The sequence below is a fragment of the Kitasatospora sp. P5_F3 genome, from assembly GCF_054049135.1.
On sequence record NZ_JBFUMY010000075.1, the window covers coordinates 1 to 16,288 of the forward strand.

At 72.7% G+C, this 16,288-nt stretch carries 13 protein-coding genes and 1 pseudogene; 9 read left to right on the top strand and 5 right to left on the bottom strand.

The window, feature by feature from the left end; translation table 11 throughout:
- A pseudogene (locus tag ACXJMZ_RS30650) lies at window positions 1-1,807 on the top strand (hypothetical protein); the annotation flags it as partial.
- Window positions 1,808-1,866: 59 nt separating this feature from the next.
- On the opposite strand, the gene ACXJMZ_RS30655 reads toward ACXJMZ_RS30650, so the two are convergent.
- Window positions 1,867-4,173, bottom strand: a complete 2,307-nt coding sequence (locus ACXJMZ_RS30655) for an FtsX-like permease family protein (RefSeq protein ID WP_457033285.1) — start codon at window positions 4,171-4,173, stop codon at window positions 1,867-1,869.
- Window positions 4,170-4,880 (bottom strand): ABC transporter ATP-binding protein, encoded by a 711-nt coding sequence (locus ACXJMZ_RS30660; RefSeq protein WP_457033286.1) that lies wholly within the window; start codon window positions 4,878-4,880, stop codon window positions 4,170-4,172. The genes ACXJMZ_RS30655 and ACXJMZ_RS30660 overlap by 4 nt, the downstream gene beginning before the upstream one ends.
- A 162-nt stretch (window positions 4,881-5,042) precedes the next feature.
- Between ACXJMZ_RS30660 and ACXJMZ_RS30665 the strand changes: the two genes are divergently transcribed.
- From ACXJMZ_RS30665 to ACXJMZ_RS30680, 4 genes are all read left to right on the top strand, one after another.
- On the top strand, window positions 5,043-5,870 hold the full coding sequence (locus ACXJMZ_RS30665; RefSeq protein ID WP_457033287.1) for a sensor histidine kinase: 828 nt from the start codon (window positions 5,043-5,045) through the stop codon (window positions 5,868-5,870).
- Window positions 5,867-6,559 (top strand): response regulator, encoded by a 693-nt coding sequence (locus ACXJMZ_RS30670; RefSeq protein ID WP_457033288.1) that lies wholly within the window; start codon window positions 5,867-5,869, stop codon window positions 6,557-6,559. The genes ACXJMZ_RS30665 and ACXJMZ_RS30670 overlap by 4 nt, the downstream gene beginning before the upstream one ends.
- Window positions 6,560-6,852: 293 nt before the next feature.
- On the top strand, window positions 6,853-7,737 hold the full coding sequence (locus ACXJMZ_RS30675; RefSeq protein ID WP_457033289.1) for a S1 family peptidase: 885 nt from the start codon (window positions 6,853-6,855) through the stop codon (window positions 7,735-7,737).
- A gap of 50 nt (window positions 7,738-7,787) precedes the next feature.
- Window positions 7,788-8,690, top strand: a complete 903-nt coding sequence (locus ACXJMZ_RS30680) for a trypsin-like serine protease (RefSeq protein WP_457033290.1) — start codon at window positions 7,788-7,790, stop codon at window positions 8,688-8,690.
- Window positions 8,691-8,761: 71 nt separating this feature from the next.
- On the opposite strand, the gene ACXJMZ_RS30685 is transcribed toward ACXJMZ_RS30680, so the two are convergent.
- Together ACXJMZ_RS30685 and ACXJMZ_RS30690 are read right to left on the bottom strand one after the other, a co-directional pair.
- Complete coding sequence (locus ACXJMZ_RS30685) at window positions 8,762-9,214, bottom strand: BP74-related protein (protein ID WP_457033291.1); 453 nt, start codon at window positions 9,212-9,214, stop codon at window positions 8,762-8,764.
- A gap of 383 nt (window positions 9,215-9,597) precedes the next feature.
- The gene (locus tag ACXJMZ_RS30690; RefSeq protein ID WP_457033292.1) at window positions 9,598-9,978 is read right to left on the bottom strand and encodes a winged helix-turn-helix transcriptional regulator; all 381 of its coding nucleotides are present in this window, start codon (window positions 9,976-9,978) and stop codon (window positions 9,598-9,600) included.
- A 132-nt stretch (window positions 9,979-10,110) separates the two neighbouring features.
- Here ACXJMZ_RS30690 and ACXJMZ_RS30695 point away from each other — a divergent pair, with 132 nt between their 5' ends.
- Both ACXJMZ_RS30695 and ACXJMZ_RS30700 read left to right on the top strand, forming a co-directional pair.
- A complete protein-coding gene (locus tag ACXJMZ_RS30695) occupies window positions 10,111-10,737 on the top strand; it encodes an NAD(P)-dependent oxidoreductase (protein WP_457033293.1) in 627 nt (208 codons plus the stop codon).
- Between the two features lie 85 nt (window positions 10,738-10,822).
- The gene (locus ACXJMZ_RS30700) at window positions 10,823-11,656 is read left to right on the top strand and encodes a sulfurtransferase (RefSeq protein ID WP_457033294.1); all 834 of its coding nucleotides are present in this window, start codon (window positions 10,823-10,825) and stop codon (window positions 11,654-11,656) included.
- A 77-nt stretch (window positions 11,657-11,733) separates the two neighbouring features.
- On the opposite strand, the gene ACXJMZ_RS30705 is transcribed toward ACXJMZ_RS30700, so the two are convergent.
- The gene (locus ACXJMZ_RS30705; RefSeq protein ID WP_457033295.1) at window positions 11,734-12,900 is read right to left on the bottom strand and encodes a DUF6183 family protein; all 1,167 of its coding nucleotides are present in this window, start codon (window positions 12,898-12,900) and stop codon (window positions 11,734-11,736) included.
- A gap of 243 nt (window positions 12,901-13,143) precedes the next feature.
- On the opposite strand from ACXJMZ_RS30705, the gene ACXJMZ_RS30710 reads away from it, so the two are divergent.
- Together ACXJMZ_RS30710 and ACXJMZ_RS30715 are read left to right on the top strand one after the other, a co-directional pair.
- Window positions 13,144-15,162: a glycosyl hydrolase family 28-related protein gene (locus ACXJMZ_RS30710; protein WP_457033296.1), complete on the top strand. Its 2,019-nt coding sequence runs from the start codon at window positions 13,144-13,146 to the stop codon at window positions 15,160-15,162.
- A gap of 59 nt (window positions 15,163-15,221) precedes the next feature.
- Window positions 15,222-16,232, top strand: a complete 1,011-nt coding sequence (locus tag ACXJMZ_RS30715; protein WP_457033297.1) for a LacI family DNA-binding transcriptional regulator — start codon at window positions 15,222-15,224, stop codon at window positions 16,230-16,232.
- The last annotated feature ends 56 nt before the right edge of the window (window positions 16,233-16,288 follow it).

Here is a 16,288-nt window from a genome sequence, read left to right on the forward strand (position 1 = left end):
GGTGCGGGCCGCGGCGGTGCAGGCCGCCGCGCCGGTCGCCCCGGCCGACCGGCCGCCGGTCGAGCCGGTCCCCGAGGACCTCCGGGGCCTGGTCCTGCGGGCCGACGCGCTGCGCGGCACCGGGCACCCCGACTGCGAGGTGCTGTGGCGCCGGGTCGGCGAGCTGATCGGCGCCGAGGGTTACGTCCACCTCGAGGACCCCGAAGTCGGCAGCCTGGACCGGCTGTTGGCCGAGGTCGCCCTGCAGCGGGCCTTCGACGCCTCCGAACTGGACGACCTGGAGCTGGCGCAGGCCGAGCTCACCACCGCGCAAGCCCGGTTCGAGGCGGCCGGGCGGCCGGGCCAGGTGCAGGCGATGCGGGCCAGGCTGCTGGTGCTGCATCTGGACCAGGACGGCTGGTCCGCCGACTGGACCGCGCTGGACGAGGTGCTGGCCCGCAGCGAGGAGCTGCGGGCGGCCGMCCCGGCCGCCCCGGCCGAGGGCCATCTGACCGTCCTGCAGTGCCACGCGCTGGCCGCGCACCGCGAGTTGACCGGCGCCCTGCCGGAGCCGACGCCGGGTCAGACCGAACGGTTCGACGCCGCCGTCGCCCGCTACCGGCGGGAGAGCGGCGAGCAGGGCAACCGCCGCCGGGTGGCGACCTCGCACCAGTACGTCGCCGACGCGCATGCCCGGCAGGGGCTGACCGACTCCGCCGAGACCGAGCTGCGGCAGGCCCTGGAGATCGTGGAACAGGCCGAACTCCCTTGGCTGACACCCCGGGTGCTGGTCCAGCTGGCTCAACTCGGCTTCCTGCGCGGCGAGCCGGGCGAGGGTGTCCCACTGCTGCACCGGGCGCTGTCCGAGGCGGCTCGCTGGGGCGAGAGCTCCTTCCCGTTCGGGACCACGTACGCGATGCTCGGGCACGCCTGCAAGCACCTCGGGGACAACGGCGGCGCCGTCCGCGCGCTCTCCGAGGCCGCCGCCAGGTTCGACCGGGCCGGTGACGGTGCCGAGGCCGCCCAGATCCGGCTGCAGCTGGCCGAGGCACTGCGGGAGAGCGACCGGGTCCCCGACGCGGTCGCCGTCCTGGAGTCGGTGCTGCTCGCGCCGGACGCCGCCGAGCTGGACGAGCGGTTGCGGGCGCAGGTGCGACTCGACCTGGCCCGTGGGCTGTTCATGCTGGGCGAGCACCGCGCGGCGGCCGAGGAGTACCTCGGCCTGGCCGACACGGTGACCGGCTGGGAGGACCAGGACACCCACACCATGGTCGCCGCCGAGGCGACCGTCGCGCTGGCCGAGGGCGGCCTCTTCGAGGCCGCCGACACGGCAATGGACCGGACCCTCGCCTCGCACCGGAAGGCGCCGAGGACCGAACAAGTCCTCGCCGTGCTGCGCGAGTTGGCCCGGCTCACGGTGGCGACCCAGGGCCCGGACGGGCTGCCCGCCGCGCTGGAGCGGCTGGCCGAGGCCGAGCTGGTACGCGAGCGGGCCGGGCAGGACGGCGAGGAGCTGACCTACTGGCTGCTGGACGCCGCACTGCACTACGAGGTGGCCCGGGTGAACGCGATGGCCGAGCAGGGCGAACCGGCCCTGGCCGCAGCCGAGTTGGCGATCGCCGGGTACCAGGCGGGCGGCACCGACGGCGAGTCCCCCCGGGCCGAGGCGGTCCGACTGGCCGCCCTGATCGAGGGGCGCACCCTCGGGCGTACGGACGCGGCCCGGGCCCGCCTGGCAGCCGGCATCCAGCGCTGCGAGCAGGCCGGACTGAAGGCGGAGGCCCAGGAGTTGACGGGCCTTCGGGACCGGCTGGGCGAGAGCGGCTGACCCTCCAGTACCGAAGGTCCGTGGCGTTGTGGGCACGGACCTTCGGTACTCCCGCCCCGCTACTCGGTGTGCAGCACCTTGGCGATGGTCAGCCGCGCCGCCGACCGGGCCGGGACGAAGGCGCCGAGCACGGCGATCACCACCCCCGCCAGCGCCAGCAGCGAGAGCTCCGGCAGGTGCCAGACGTCCTTCATCGCGGCCGGGAAGTCCACCGACCCGACGTGGTCCACCAGCACCCGGTGCGCGACCATCCCCAGCGGGATGCCGACCAGTCCGGCCAGCAGACCGAGCACCGCCATCGAGGTCACGAACATCACCGTGACCTGACGCGGCGTCATCCCGATCGACTTGAGCATGCCCAGGTCCCGGCGGCGCTCCCGGGTGTTCAGCAGCACCGTGTTGAACACTCCCAGCGAGGCCACCACGGTGAGCAGCACGGTGAAGACCGAGGCGAAGCTCACCACGGTGTCGGCGGCCAGGTTCCCCTCGTCCACCACCCCGGGGTATAGGCCGGGTTCGGCTGCCTTCACCGCGTCGATGTACGCCTGCACGTCCGCCCCGGGCTTCAACCGGACGTCGTAGAACGCGGCAGCGGCCGCCGGATCGAGCTCCAGCTGGGTGTCCCAGGTCGATTGGAAGAAGCGGGCGTCACCGTCGATGCTCTTCCCGACCACGGTCGCGGTCGTCCGCCGGCCCTCCAGCTCCAGGGTGACCCGGTCGCCGACCGCGAGACCGTGCTGGCTCAGGAAGGTCGGCGAGGCGACCAACTCCCCCGCCCCGGTGGCCGGTCGGCCCTCGACGATCTGCCGGACGTCGCCCGGGTCCTGGTCGCCGCGCAGGAAGAAACCGGCACTGGACTGCTGGTACCCGGCCAGCGTGACCTGGCTGATGGCCTGGGCGCTCACCCGCTCCGTGCCGGGCAACGAGCGCAGCAGTGCCTCCATCTGACGGTCGGTCAGCTTCGGCTCGGCCTGCTCGAACGCGGCCCGCCCGACCCGGATGTCCAGTCCGACCCCGCCGTCGCTCTTCCTGGAGTCCGTGTACTGCACCATGGTGCTGGTCAGGCCGGTGGTCAGGGTCACCGTGGTGACGCCGAGCAGGATCGCCGCCACCGTCAGCGCGGTCCTGGCGGGCCGGGCGAACGGCTGGCCGAGCCCCAGGCTGACCGCTCGCGGCAGCCGGGTGCCGCCGAGCGCACGCTGGACCCGCAGGCCCCGGCCGGAGCGCGGCGCGCTGCCCGCGCTGATCGCCTGGGCCGCCGAGAGCCGGTGCGCCCGCAGCGCCGGGAGCAGCGCGGCCACCGCCACTAGGGCGGGCAGGCCGAGCAGGCAGACCAGGTACACCCAGGGGCTGACCTCGACCACCGCCGTCCCGCGCATCACCCCCTGGAACGCCACCCGCAGCACCGGCTGCGCCAGCGCCGCACCGAGCACCGTGCCCAGCACCGCGCCGATCACGGCGGGCAGCGAGACCATCGTCAGGTACACCCCCACCACCTGGTTCGGCGTGAAGCCGAGTGCCTTGAGCACCCCGATGTGCCGGAAACCCGAGACCACCGCGCCGCTGACCACATTGGCCACGATCAGCACCGAGATCAGCAGGGCGAGCACCCCGAACACCGTCATGAACGGCAGGTACGCCTTGGCCGTACCCGAGAACGCCTCCTCCAGCGAGGCCGAGGACCGCGCCGCCGTCCTGGCCTCGGCGGGCAGTCCGGCGGTGGCACTCTCCAGGCCGCTCTCCAGCTGCTCCGCCGAGCCGGCCGTCTCGAAGCGGTAGAGCATCTGACGGGCCGTCGGGTGCAGCGCGGCCATCTGCTCGGGGACCACCCAGGCGTCGGCGGAGCTGCTCATGCTGGAGTAAACACCGACCACGGTCAGCTCCGGACCGTCCACCAGCTGGACCTTCGACCCCACCAGCTCGGGATGGACCAGGTCGCCCTCCCCGTTCAGCACGATCTCACCGGGCGCGGTGGCCCAGCGACCGTCCCGCAGCTCCGGCCGGTCCACCGGCCCGGCCGGGTCGGCCCGGCCCACCACCCGGAACGCGCCGCTGCCCACGCCGGGCGGGCTCTTCGCCAGCCGGGCCGTGACCTGGTCGAACGGGCCCGCCGCGGCCGCCACCCCGGGCCGCCCTGCGGTCTCGGCGAGCTGACCGGCCGACACCTCGGCGGCGTCGAAGAGCACCACCTGATGGGCGCCGTGCTGCTTCTCGAACGCCCGGTCGAATGGGTTGGAGACCGCGTCCAGCAGTCCGAGGGCCAGCAGCACGGTCGCGGTGGAGCAGAACACCACCAGGCCGATCACCACCGTCTGCAGCCTGCGCCGCTTCACCGCCGCGCGCGAGGCGCGCCACACCGCGCTCACAGCTGCCGCTCCAGTGCGCTCTCCCGGGCCACCCGGCCGTCCGCGAACTCCACCAGTCGGCTCGCACAGCGGTGCGCCAACTTCGGGTCGTGGGTGACGATCAGCAGAGTCTGGCCGATCTGGTTGAGGTCGATCAGCAAGTCCATCACCTGCTCGCCGGAGCGGCTGTCCAGCGCGCCGGTCGGCTCGTCGGCCAGCAGCAGCGCCGGACGGTTCATCAACGCCCGGGCCACCGCGACCCGCTGGCGCTCGCCGCCGCTGAGCGCGGCCGGGTAGGTGTTGCGGCGATCAGCTATGCCGAGTTCCTCGAACAGCTCCAGCGCCCGGTGCCTGGCCTGCTTGGCCGGGGTGCCGGTGAGCTGGGCGGCCAACGCGACGTTGTCCAGCGCCGGAAGGTCGTCCAGCAGGTTGAAGAACTGGAAGATCATGCCGACCTGCCGCCGCCGGAACAGCGCCAGGCCGGTCTCGTTCAGCCCGCCCAGGTCGTGGCCGTTCACCCGCACCGTGCCCGCACTCGGCCGGTCCAGGCCGGCCACCATGTTGAGCAGCGTGGACTTGCCGCAGCCCGAGGGCCCCATCACCGCGACCGCCTCCCCCGCCCGGATCTCCAGCGACACCCCGTCCAGGGCCTTCAGGTCGCCGTACTCCTTGTGCACGCCGTCCAGGTGCACGACGACCTGCCGGTCGCTGTCGTGATCAGTAGTCATGACAGGAAACCTAGAAGCCGCGCCGGGGCCGGAGCGTCCCTCCCCGGGTGTAATCCCGACGGCCCGTCATCCCACGGATGTACGGCGCTGCATCGAGGGGTTGATGCCGATCATGACCCGACCTGCCAGGATGCTCGGGTGTGGGGATCTGGAGTTGGATGGTTGACGGCCGCGCTGGCGGCCACGGGGAGCGCCGCCGGGTGGCTCGTCCTGGCGCTGGTGCGGGCCCGGCGGCGGTACCGGACGGCGCTGGAGCAGCGCGGCTGGCTGCTGGAGCGTGAGCGGGCGAGCGCGGCGGACGCGGCGGTGGACGCCGAGCGGGCCCGGATCGCCGGGGAGCTGCACGACATCGTCAGCCACAACGTGAGCCTGATGGTGGTTCAGGCCGGGGCCGCCCGTGAGGTGCTGGCCACCCTGCCGGAGCAGGCGGCCACCGCGATGGCCGCCGTGGAGGCCGCCGGGCGGGACACCATGACCGAACTGCGCCACCTGCTGGGCGTACTGGCCCCGGCCGCCGACGGTTCGGACGACGTCTCGGCCGGATCGCTCACGTCTCCACTCGCCCCTCCGCTGACCCCGCAGCCCGGTCTGGCCCGGCTCGGGCCGCTGATCGACCGGATCGCCTTCGCGGGCCTGCCGGTGGAGGTCCGGATCTCCGGCGAACCCCGGCCGCTGCCCGGCGGGATCGACGTGACGGCCTACCGGATCGTCCAGGAGGCCCTGACCAACGCGCTCAAACACGGGGACGGGAGAGGGGCCGAGGTGACGGTGCGTTATGCCGACCACTCCCTGCGGGTCGAGGTGCTGACCGCCGGGCCGAGCGTGCTCACCGGTGACGCCGCCCGGCCGCACACCCCGGCCGACGGTGCCGGACGCGGGCTGCTCGGCCTGCGCGAACGGGTCGCCGTCTACGGCGGGGACCTGGACGCCCGCCGCCGCCTCGGCGGTGGCTTCCGGGTCCGCGCCCGGATACCGCTGGACCGGCCGTGACTGCGCCCCGGGAGGTCCCCGGGCCCCAGGTGGTGATCGCCGACGACCAGGAGCTGGTCCGCACCGGCTTCCGGATGATCCTGACCGCCCGTGGCATCGACGTGGTGGGCGAGGCCGCCGACGGCGCCGAAGCGGTGGAGCTGGCGCGCAGGCTGCGGCCGGACGTGGTCCTGCTGGACATCCGGATGCCGGTCATGGACGGTCTGGAGGCGGCCCGCCGGATCCTCGCCGACGCCCCGGACTGCCGGGTCGTCATGCTGACCACCTTCGACCTGGACCACTACGTCTACACCGCGCTGGCCTTGGGCGCGAGCGGCTTCCTGCTCAAGGACGTCACCTCCGAGCACCTCGCCAACTCCGTCCGCCTGGTCAGCGCCGGCGACGCCCTGCTCGCCCCCTCCATCACCCGCCGCCTGGTGGAACGCTTCGCCACCTCCGCCCCAGCCCCGGCCACCCCCGCCGTCCACCGCGACCTGGCCCAACTGACGGCGCGTGAACTGGAGGTGCTCACCCTGATGGGCGGCGGCCTCTCCAACGCCGAACTCGCCCGCACCCTGACCCTGAGCGAAGCCACCGTCAAGACCCACGTGGCCCGGATCTTCGCCAAGCTCTCCCTCCGCGACCGCGCCCAGGCCGTGGTCGTCGCCTACGAGACCGGCCTGGTCGCCCCGGGCGCCAACGACGGCTAGCTCCTGGTGGCTCCCAGCATGGTGCCCAAGTGCCGTGCTCAGACCGGGTCGTGGTCGCCGCGGAGGGTGGTCCAGCAGGCGAGGGCGTAGCCGTACACCTCTTCGGAATCGTGACCGGGCGCCGCAGGTGCCGCCGACCGCCGTCATCGTGTCAGCAGTCTTGTGCAGCCCCACCGGGGTACTCAATACTCCCTGACAGCGCGCCTGTCAGGGGCAGATCACCCTATGCTGCCGCCTTCCTGACTGCGCCTCACGGCCCCACCCTCGACACGGGCACTCCCAGGAGGAGATCAGTGAGGATCAAGCGCACCACCCCCACCAGAAACATCGCGAGGCACACCCGAGTCCTCGCCGCCACCATCGGCCTGCTGTCCGCCACCGCGGTCGCCGCGCCGAGTGCCATAGCCGCTCCGACCCAGTCCTTCAGCCCGCCCCAGCTCTCCGCGGTGAGCGAGGCCGTGCTGAGCGCGGACGTCGGCGGCACCGCGTGGTACGTGGACCAGCACTCCGGTCGCGTCGTCGTGACCGCCGACAGCACCGTCTCCCCCGCCGCGCTCGCCAAGATCAAGAAGGCGGCCGGAGCCGACGCCGGAGCGCTCAGGATCCAGCGGGCCCCCGGTACGTTCAGCCCGCTGCTGGCCGCCGGCGACGCCATCTACGGTGGCGGCTACCGCTGTTCGCTCGGCTTCAACGTGGTCAGCGGAAGCACCTACTACTTCGTCACCGCCGGGCACTGCGGCAACGTCGCCAACACCTGGTACACGACGTCCAGCCAGAGCACGGTGATCGGTGCGACCGTCAACTCCAGCTTCCCGGGCAACGACTTCGCGCTGGTCCGGTACGACAACGCCTCACTGAGCCACAGCGGCGGCTTCTCCTCCGCGCCCAACGCGTACGTGGGCGAGTCGGTCAAGCGCACCGGGTCGACCACCGGCACCCACGGCGGCACCGTGACGGCCCTCAACGCCACCGTCCACTACTCCGGCGGCGGCACCGTCAAGGGCATGATCCAGACCAACGTCTGCGCCGAGCCCGGCGACTCCGGCGGCCCGCTCTACGACGGCACCAAGGCGCTCGGCATCACCTCGGGCGGCAGCGGCGACTGCCGTACGGGTGGCACGACCTTCTTCCAGCCCGTCAACGAGGCGCTCGCCAAGTACAACGTGAGCGTCTTCTGACCGACCCGGGGCCCGGCCGTACCCGCACGCACGGCGGGTACGGCCGAACCATGCCCAGCACGAGAACCCCGGCCCTGCTCCGACGGGCCGGCCTCGCCGTCGGTACGGTCACCGCCGGCGCGGGTCTGCTCGCCGCGCTGGCGGGGCCCGCCGCCGCGATCAACTCGTACAACGCCACGCCCGCACCCGAACGCACCGAGGTCGGGGCACTGGTGGTGCAGTGGGACGCCGACGAGAACCCCGCCACTCCGGACCGGGTGGACTGGATGTGCTCGGGCACCATGGTGGACCGCGACACGTTTCTCACCGCTGCGCACTGCACCAGCGACTGGCCGGCCGGCGCCCGCTTCTACGTATCCCTGGGGCAGGACGTGCAGTCCGACCTCGACGCCGCCGCAACCGCGCACCCCGGTGACCCGGCCGCCGTCGCCTCGGCGGTCGCGGTGGAGGGTGTCGCGCACCAGGACCCCGCCTACCCGGGCCCGTCCTCCGACCCGCACGACATCGCCGTGATCCAGCTGCCCGAGCAGGCGGTCGCCGCGCGCTGGGCGTTCACCCCGGCCGCCCTGCCCACGGCGGGCCAGCTCGACCGGCTCGGCCCGCAGGGGCTGAACACCACACCCTTCCAGGTGGTCGGCTACGGCACCCAGGAAGCACAGCGCGGCCCCGGCGGCCAGACCCACCCGGGCGGCGGCGTCCGGTTGAAGGCCCCCGTGGCCTTCAACGCGCTGAACGCGCCGTGGGTACGGCTGGCGATGACCGCACCGCAGGGCAACGGCGGCGCCTGCTACGGGGACTCCGGCGGGCCGAACTTCGCCGAGATCGGCGGGCGGTTCCTGCTGGTCGCGACGACCATCACCGGGGACGGGCCCTGCTACGCGACCAACGTGTCGTACCGGCTCGACGCTCCGGCCGCGCGGACGTTCCTCGCGCCGTTCGTCGCACTCCCCTGACCTGACAGCTCCGGCCGCCGGAGGGTCGCCGGCGGCCGGAGTGATGTCGGGTCAGCGCCCGGGGGTGGTACTTACGGCGCGGTGATCTCACGCGTCAGCTTCGACTGCCACGGACACCAGGTCGAGCCGGGCAGCAGCGCGCCGCCGACCTCGTTCAGGTGGCTGTTGACGTACGAGATGCTCGCGTCGCACACCTCCATCGCCATGCCGAAGAACGACACCGAGCTCGGCGCGAGCTGGTACTTCCACGGCTTGTTGTAGGTGGCCGGGGTCTTGACGACGGTGCCCATGACGCCGACGTTCTCCGTCTCCACACCGCTCAGGATGTTCCGCGCCTGCTGGATCTTGGCGGAGTCGGTGAGCTTGAAGACGAAGTTGTCCGTGCCGTCGGTGAACTCGAAGTAGGCCGAGGACGCCGCAGTCCCGGCGCCCGCACTCTGCACCGCCTGAGCGGGCTGCGCCAGCGCCAGCGCGAACATCGAAACCGCCGCGAGACTACCGAGCTTGATGGTGGTACGTCGCATTTCTGAGACCTCCGGTATCGGTCGGGTCGCGTCCACGACCCGTCTGCAACGAACCGTAAGCAGCAGAAGCTCGAAATTGTCGGGCGTCTGCCAGGAGTGCCCGGACGGACACTTCGTGACCGCCCTATCGGGAAAATCGCCATGCGCTCGACGGACCGTCAGGTGGCCCACTGACCTGGCCAAACCGACGTCAGAGCCGTCGAGTCGGCGGACATCAGGATTGCCCGGACGGGCACGCAAGACCCCTCGCATCCTGCCCCTTCGGGCCGATTCCCACCGGGAAGTGCCGCATCCGACGGGTGGCCAGGAAGAGGTTTCAGGAGGTCAGCACAGCGAACACTCCGCCGACGAACTTCAAACGTGTTGTTCGCAACCCGGGGAGCTCAGCCCGCCTCGGAGAGCGGCTCGGCTGCTGCCTCGCGGGCGTCGAGCAGCTCGTCCCAGTGCGCCCGGGTCCACTCGCAGGCGACGTCCATCGGTCCCAGCAGACTGCGCCCGACGGGGGTCAACTCGTACTCGACCCAGCGCAGCTGGCCGGGCCGCTCGGTCCGGGCGATCAGCCCGTCCCGCTCCAGCACCCGGAGCGAACTGGTCAGCACCTTGGCGGTGATCCCCCGCAGCGGCACCCGCAGCTCGGAGAACCGTCGTGGACCGTCCTCCAGACAACGGATGATCATGCCGCCCCACTTGTCACCGAACCGGATCGGCGACAGGTCGGACGGGCAGACCGGGTCGAACATCTCGGGGTCCAGGGGTTCTCGCACGGGCCGAGTTTAGACCGGCGGCATCCGGCCCCGGAGGCGCTCCTCCCGCTGGTATCCCGGAGGTAACCAGGCCCAGGGCTACCTTTCCTGACGGGTCGCCAACCGGGCGGCCACCGACGGAAGGACACCCCCATGAGCAGCATCATCGTCTTCGGCGCAGCCGGCCGGGCCGGGCGCGCGATCACCGCCGAGGCCCGTCGGCGCGGCCACCGGGTCACCGCCGTGGTCCGCGACCCCGGCGCCCACCCGGACGCGGCCGCCGAGGGCGTCCTGACCGCCGGTGACGTGACCGACCCGGCGGTGGTGGCCCGGCTGGCCGCCGGTCACGACGCGGCGGTGGTCGCGGCGTACGCTCCGCTGCCCGACTTCTTCGCCACCGCTTCGACCGCCCTGGTCGAGGGGCTGACCATGGCTCAGGTCCCCCGGCTGCTCTCGGTCGGCCTGGCCTCCGTACTCCCCACCGCCTCGGGCGTCCTGCTGATGGACACCCCGGGCTACCCGCAGGACTACCGCGCGTTCTACCTCTCGCACGCTGCCGGCACCGAGGTGCTGCACACCGCGCCGGACACGCTCGACTGGCTGGTGGTCAGCCCCTCCGGCGACTTCGACCACCAGGGCGCCCGCACCGGCAGTTACGCCCTCGCCCCGGCCGACGCGGCGGACCGGATCTCCTACCCCGACCTGGCCGTGGCGGTGCTGGACGAGATCGACCGACCGACCCACCACCGGACCCACCTCGGCGTACGGAGCGTGGGCTGACTGCGGCCTGCCGCCCGGTGTGATCCAGAATCGGGGGGCATGGCGTCCACCGGCTGACGTCCCGCCGCCACCGAAGGAGTACGAAATGAGCGCTCTGGCCCTGCCCGGCCCCCTGGTCGACGTCCACTGGCTGGCCGAACGGCTGGACCACCCCGACCTGGTGGTGCTGGACGCCGGGGTGGGCGCCCACCGGGGCGAGCCGCTGCCGATCCGCGGGGCCCGGGTCTTCGACCTGGACGGCGCGCTCTCCGACCACGCCGACCCCCGCCCGCACACCATGCCGGACGCCGCACAGTTCACCGCCGAGGTGCGCGCGCTCGGTGTCGACGACCGCAGCACGGTGGTGGTCTACGACGGGGCGGGTGTCTACTCCAGCGCCCGGGCCTGGTGGATGTTCCGGGCGATGGGCTTCGACCGGGTCGCCGTGCTGGACGGTGGACTCCCCGCCTGGGCGGCCGCCGGGTTGCCCAGGGCCGCCGCCGGACCGGCGCCGGTCGTGCCTGGCGACTTCACCGCCGCACCCCGCCCGGGGCTGATCGTGGACAGCGCCGCCGTCCTGACCGCACTCGCCGACGGCTCCTCGGCCGTACTCGACGCCCGGACCCGGGAACGGTTCGCGGGCACCGCTCCGGAGCCTCGCGCGGGGCTGCGCGGCGGGCACATGCCCGGAGCCTTCAGTCTGCCGTTCGGCGAGCTCCAGACCGCCGGGCACATGCTGCCGCCCACCGAACTACAGGCCCGCCTCGGCGAGTTGGTCGGCGACCGCGAGCGACTGCTGTTCAGCTGCGGCTCCGGCGTCACCGCCTGCATCCTGACCCTCGGCGCCGAACTGGCRGGCTACCGCGACCTCGCGGTCTACGACGGCTCCTGGAGCGAGTGGGGCATGCCGTCCGACCTGCCGGTGGCCACCGGGGCCTGAGAGCCCTCCCGCAGCAGCCGTTCTCTCGCTGACTCAGGCCGAGCTCACACGCCGGCAAGCCCAGTCGCGATCGTCCGTCAGTCGGTGTCGGTGGCGGCCAGCACGGCAATCCCCTGACCGCCGGGGCGCAGCACCGCGACGGCCAGGTCCCAGGCGACCTCGCAGAACCAGGCGGAGTCGGGTTCTGGACGGAACCAGTGCGACTGCCGCACCAGTTCGGCGATCCGCTCGACCGGAGCGCCCGCCGGGGCCTCGGTCAGCCCGGCGAGCGAGCGCCAGGTGGCCAGCCTCCCGTAGGAGCCGAACTGGCTGGGGCCGTAGGCCGACGTCCGCCTGGCTGCGGTGAACAGGATCCGGAACACCTCGTCGGAGGTGGACGGGTGGAGTCGCGCCCCGCCCTCCTCCCAGGGGGCGAGCGGCAGTCGTGCGAACACGGCCGGGAAGTCCTCCGGCCGTACCGGGTCGGGCGACCAGAAGTCCTGAGCGGCAATCAGGCCGTTCGAGTCCGTGCACCAGTGCCGGACGGCCGAGCCCATCACCTCGGCCGTCGCGGGGACGCTGATCTCGGTCATCTCGATGCCCGCCGTACGGTCCCGCATCAACGGCGTGACGTGGAGCTCGGCGGCGCTGTGGACCGCCCCGTCCAGGGGCGACACGGTCCAGGTCCAGCCGGGTGCCGTACCGTCCGGGCGGATCAGCCCCTGCTCCTCCGGCAGTAGATGCAGGGGAAGTTCGGCAAGCGGATGCCCCTCGGAGACCAGCTCCCGGGCGAAGGCGAGAAGGGCCGGGAAGTCCTCGACCTGAGCCCCGGTCAGCACCAGCTCGTGCAGCAGGCAGGCCCGGAACTCGCGGAGGTGCACCGCGTGCGCCTGCTCCCCGTACACCACTTGCTCGATGTCCTCGGCGCGTTGGCCCCGGGCGACCAGCTCCGCCAGCGCGCGCTCCGCCAGCGTCCTCTTCGGACCCTCCGAGGAGAGCGACATCGGGGTCCGGAGGAGCGCACGCAGGCTCTCCGGCCCGGCACAGCCGGCCAGAGTCCGGCGGAGGTGCCCCAGCACCGCATCGTGGTTGACGGAGGGACCGCCCTCCGCTGCGGCCTGCCCGGCGATGTCCGCGCCGAGGTCGACGACCCAGTCGAAGTCACCGCCCGAGACCCGCAGGCCGATCTCGTGCTGCAACGCGACGACTTCCCGGTGGGCGGCCGTGGACAGCACAGCCACGGTGCAGGCCTGATCCTTGTTCATCTGGGGCTGCGCTCTCGTCTCGGGCTCGCACGGGAGGACGGTGTCGGCCGAGTCTAGCCAAGCGGGACCAGCACAGTCCGATCGGTCTGCAACTTCCCAACTCAACAGTGAATATTTTCGGCACTATGTTGCAAGAACCTTGTGACAGGCGGTGCGAGGGCTCTACTGTCGCCTCACCCTCCTGGCGTCCGCGCCGCCCGGAGCGCTCCCGGCGCGCAACCTCCCACCAGAGACAGGCACCTGATGTCACGGAACATCACCAGAGCAGTCGCCTCGCTGACCGCCGCCGTCATCGGCCTGAGCCCCGTACTCGGCGGTGCGGCGTTCGCCGCATCCGGCCCCGCCCCTGCGCCCGCGCTGACCCGGGCCGGTCTCGACCCGGCCCKGGTCGCGGGGCGGGGTGCCCGGGTCGACTTCGCCGAGCAGGAGGCGGAACACGCCCGCACCGACGGCACCCTGCTGGGCCCGGACCGGACGGCGTACACCCTCCCCGGCGAGGCGTCCGGCCGGCAGGCGGTCAGGCTGACACCCGGTCAGTACGTGGAGTTCACCCTGCCGAACGCGGCGAACGCGATCACCGTCCGCTACAGCATCCCGGACGCACCGAACGGTGGCGGCATCACCGCCCCGCTGGACGTCACGGTGAACGGCCGTGACCACCGCACGATGACACTGACCTCGCAGTACTCCTGGCTCTACAACCAGTACCCGTTCTCCAACGACCCCAACTCCGGTCTGCTGCACCCGGACTGGTGGATCACCGAGTGCTCCTGCGTCCCCGCCGCCACCACCCCGCCCCCGGCCGTCAGCACGCCGTTCCGCCCGAACCACTTCTACGACGAGCAGCGCCTGCTGCTCGGCAAGAAGTACCGTGCGGGCGACCGGATCCGGCTGACCGTACCGGCCGTGAGCAACGCCGCCTGGACGGTGATCGACCTGCTCGACTCCCAGCTGGTCGCCCCGCCGAAGGTCGAACTCACCGCCGCCAACGTGCTGTTGTTCGGCGCCGACCCGACCGGCCACCGGGACTCCGCCGACGCGATCGACCGGGCCATCGCCTTCGCCCGCCGGGCCGGCCTCAAGGTCTATCTCCCGCCGGGCAGTTACCAGGTGAACCGGCACATCCTGGTCGACGACGTGACGATCGTCGGCGCGGGCAACTGGTACACCGTGGTGAAGGGCCGTCAGGTCGACCTGGCCACCCCCGCGCCGGACGGTTCGATCCACACCGGCGTCGGCTTCTACGGCCGGGACGCCTCGGCCGGCGGCAGCCACAACGTGCACCTCGCCGACTTCACGATCGAGGGCGACGTCCGCGAGCGGATCGACACCGACCAGGTGAACGGGATCGGCGGCGCGCTCAGCGACTCCAGCGTCTCCGGGCTGTACCTGCACCACACCAAGGTCGGCCTCTGGTTCGACGGGCCGATGAGCAACCTGCGGATCACCGGCAACGTGATCGCCGACCAGATCGCCGACGGCCTCAACTTCCATATCGGCGTGACCGATTCACTGGTCGCCGACAACTTCGTCCGGAACACCGGAGACGACGGCCTGGCGATGTGGTCGGAGCGGATCCAAGCCGCCCGCAACACCTTCGAGCACAACACCGTGCAGTCCCCCGTGCTGGCCAACGGCATCGCGCTGTACGGCGGCACCGACAACACGGTCTCGAACAACCTGATCGCCGACCCGGTCCGGGAGGGCAGCGCGATCCAGGTCGGCTCCCGGTTCGGCGCCGAGCCCTTCACCGGGCAGCTCCGGATCAGCGACAACACCACGGTCCGGTCCGGGACTTACGAGCTGAACTGGAAGATCGGCCTCGGCGCGCTCTGGTTCTACGCGCTGGAGCGGGACATCGCCGCCGATACGCAGGTCACCGGCAACGCCTTCCTCGACAACACCTACAACGCCGTCATGCTGGTCGCCGACTGGCCCGTGAAGGACCGGTACTCGATCACCAACCTGCACTTCAAGGACCTCAGGATCGACGGCACCGGCACCTCCGTGCTCAGCGCCCGGGCGGCCGGCTCGGCGACCTTCGAGAACGTGGACGCCCGCAACGTCGGCGCGGTCGGGGTCAACAACTGCGGCACCTTCCACTTCACTCCGGCCGGCTCCGAGTTCACCCTCACCGACCTGGGCGGCAACGACGGCGGCGGCACCACCGGCGCCTGGCTGGCGCCCTGGGAGCTGCCCAACACCCTCACCTGCGACGACCGGCCGCCGGTGGTCGCACCCCCTGCACCGGCCGCCTGGTGAACGGGTAGCCTGGCGGCCCGGATCGAGGGAGATCCAGCCGCTGCTGAACGGGGTCGGACGTGGGCGTGACGCTGGGCGACGTGGCCCGGGAGGCCGGGGTGTCCCTGGCCACCGCCTCCCGGGCGCTCAACGGCTCGGCCCGGACGGTCCGTCCGGAGCTGGCGGAGCGGGTCAGGGCCTGCGCGGACGCGCTCGGCTACCTGCCGAACGCCCCCGCGCAGGCCCTCGCGCGCTCCGCCACCGCCACCGTCGGCGTGCTCCTGCACGACGTGGCGGACCCCTACTTCGCCGCGCTGGCCCGGGGCGCCTGCGACGCGGCCGTGGCCGCCGGGCTGCTCCCGCTGGTGGTCAACACCGACGGCGATCCGGCCACCGAACTGCGCGGCGTCCGCCTGCTGCACGCCCAGCGGGTCCGCGCAGTCATCCTGGCCGGGTCGGGTTACACCGACCCGGCGGCGGCCGCCCGGCTGGACGCGGCGCTGGCCGAGTACCGGGCCACCGGCGGCTCGGTGGCGGCTGTCACCGACCACGGCCCGGGCTACCACACGGTCCGCCCGGCGAACCGGTCCGGGGCGGCCGAGCTGACCCGGGCCCTGCTCGCGCTCGGGCACCGGGAGTTCGCCGTGATCACCGGCCCGGCCCGGCTGCGGGTGCCCGGCGAACGGCTCGCCGGCGTACGGGACGCGCTGACCGAGGCCGGGCTGACACTGGCCGAACCGGCCGTGGTGAGCGCCGAGTTCAGCCGGGAGGGCGGCCGCCGGGCGATGGCCGCACTGCTGGACGGGCCCCGGCCGACCGCCGTGCTTGCTCTCTCGGACGTCTGCGCGGTGGGCGCGCTGGCCGAGCTCCGGGCCCGTGGGCTCCGGGTGCCGGACGAGCTCTCGGTGGCCGGCTTCGACGACATCCCGCTCGCCGAAGATCTGAGCCGTCCGCTGAGCACCGTCCGCCTCCCGCTGGCCCGGATGGGCGCCGAGGCCGTACGGCTGGCGCTCGGGCCCGCCGAGCTGCGGACCGTCGACCTGCCGGTCGAGGTCGTCCTGCGCGGAACCACCGGCGCACCCCGACACTGACTTCCCCGACGCTGACTTCGGTCCCTGCTGTCCGGACCGTTGACTCCCCGTCGGGA

Coding starts and splice junctions, on each gene's coding strand:
- ACXJMZ_RS30660 (WP_457033286.1), bottom strand. CDS start 4,880: ATGACTACTGATCACGACAGCGACCGGCAGGTCGTCGTGCACCTGGAC.
- ACXJMZ_RS30705 (WP_457033295.1), bottom strand. CDS start 12,900: ATGAACAAGGATCAGGCCTGCACCGTGGCTGTGCTGTCCACGGCCGCC.
- ACXJMZ_RS30695 (WP_457033293.1), top strand. CDS start 10,111: ATGAGCAGCATCATCGTCTTCGGCGCAGCCGGCCGGGCCGGGCGCGCG.
- ACXJMZ_RS30680 (WP_457033290.1), top strand. CDS start 7,788: ATGCCCAGCACGAGAACCCCGGCCCTGCTCCGACGGGCCGGCCTCGCC.
- ACXJMZ_RS30685 (WP_457033291.1), bottom strand. CDS start 9,214: ATGCGACGTACCACCATCAAGCTCGGTAGTCTCGCGGCGGTTTCGATG.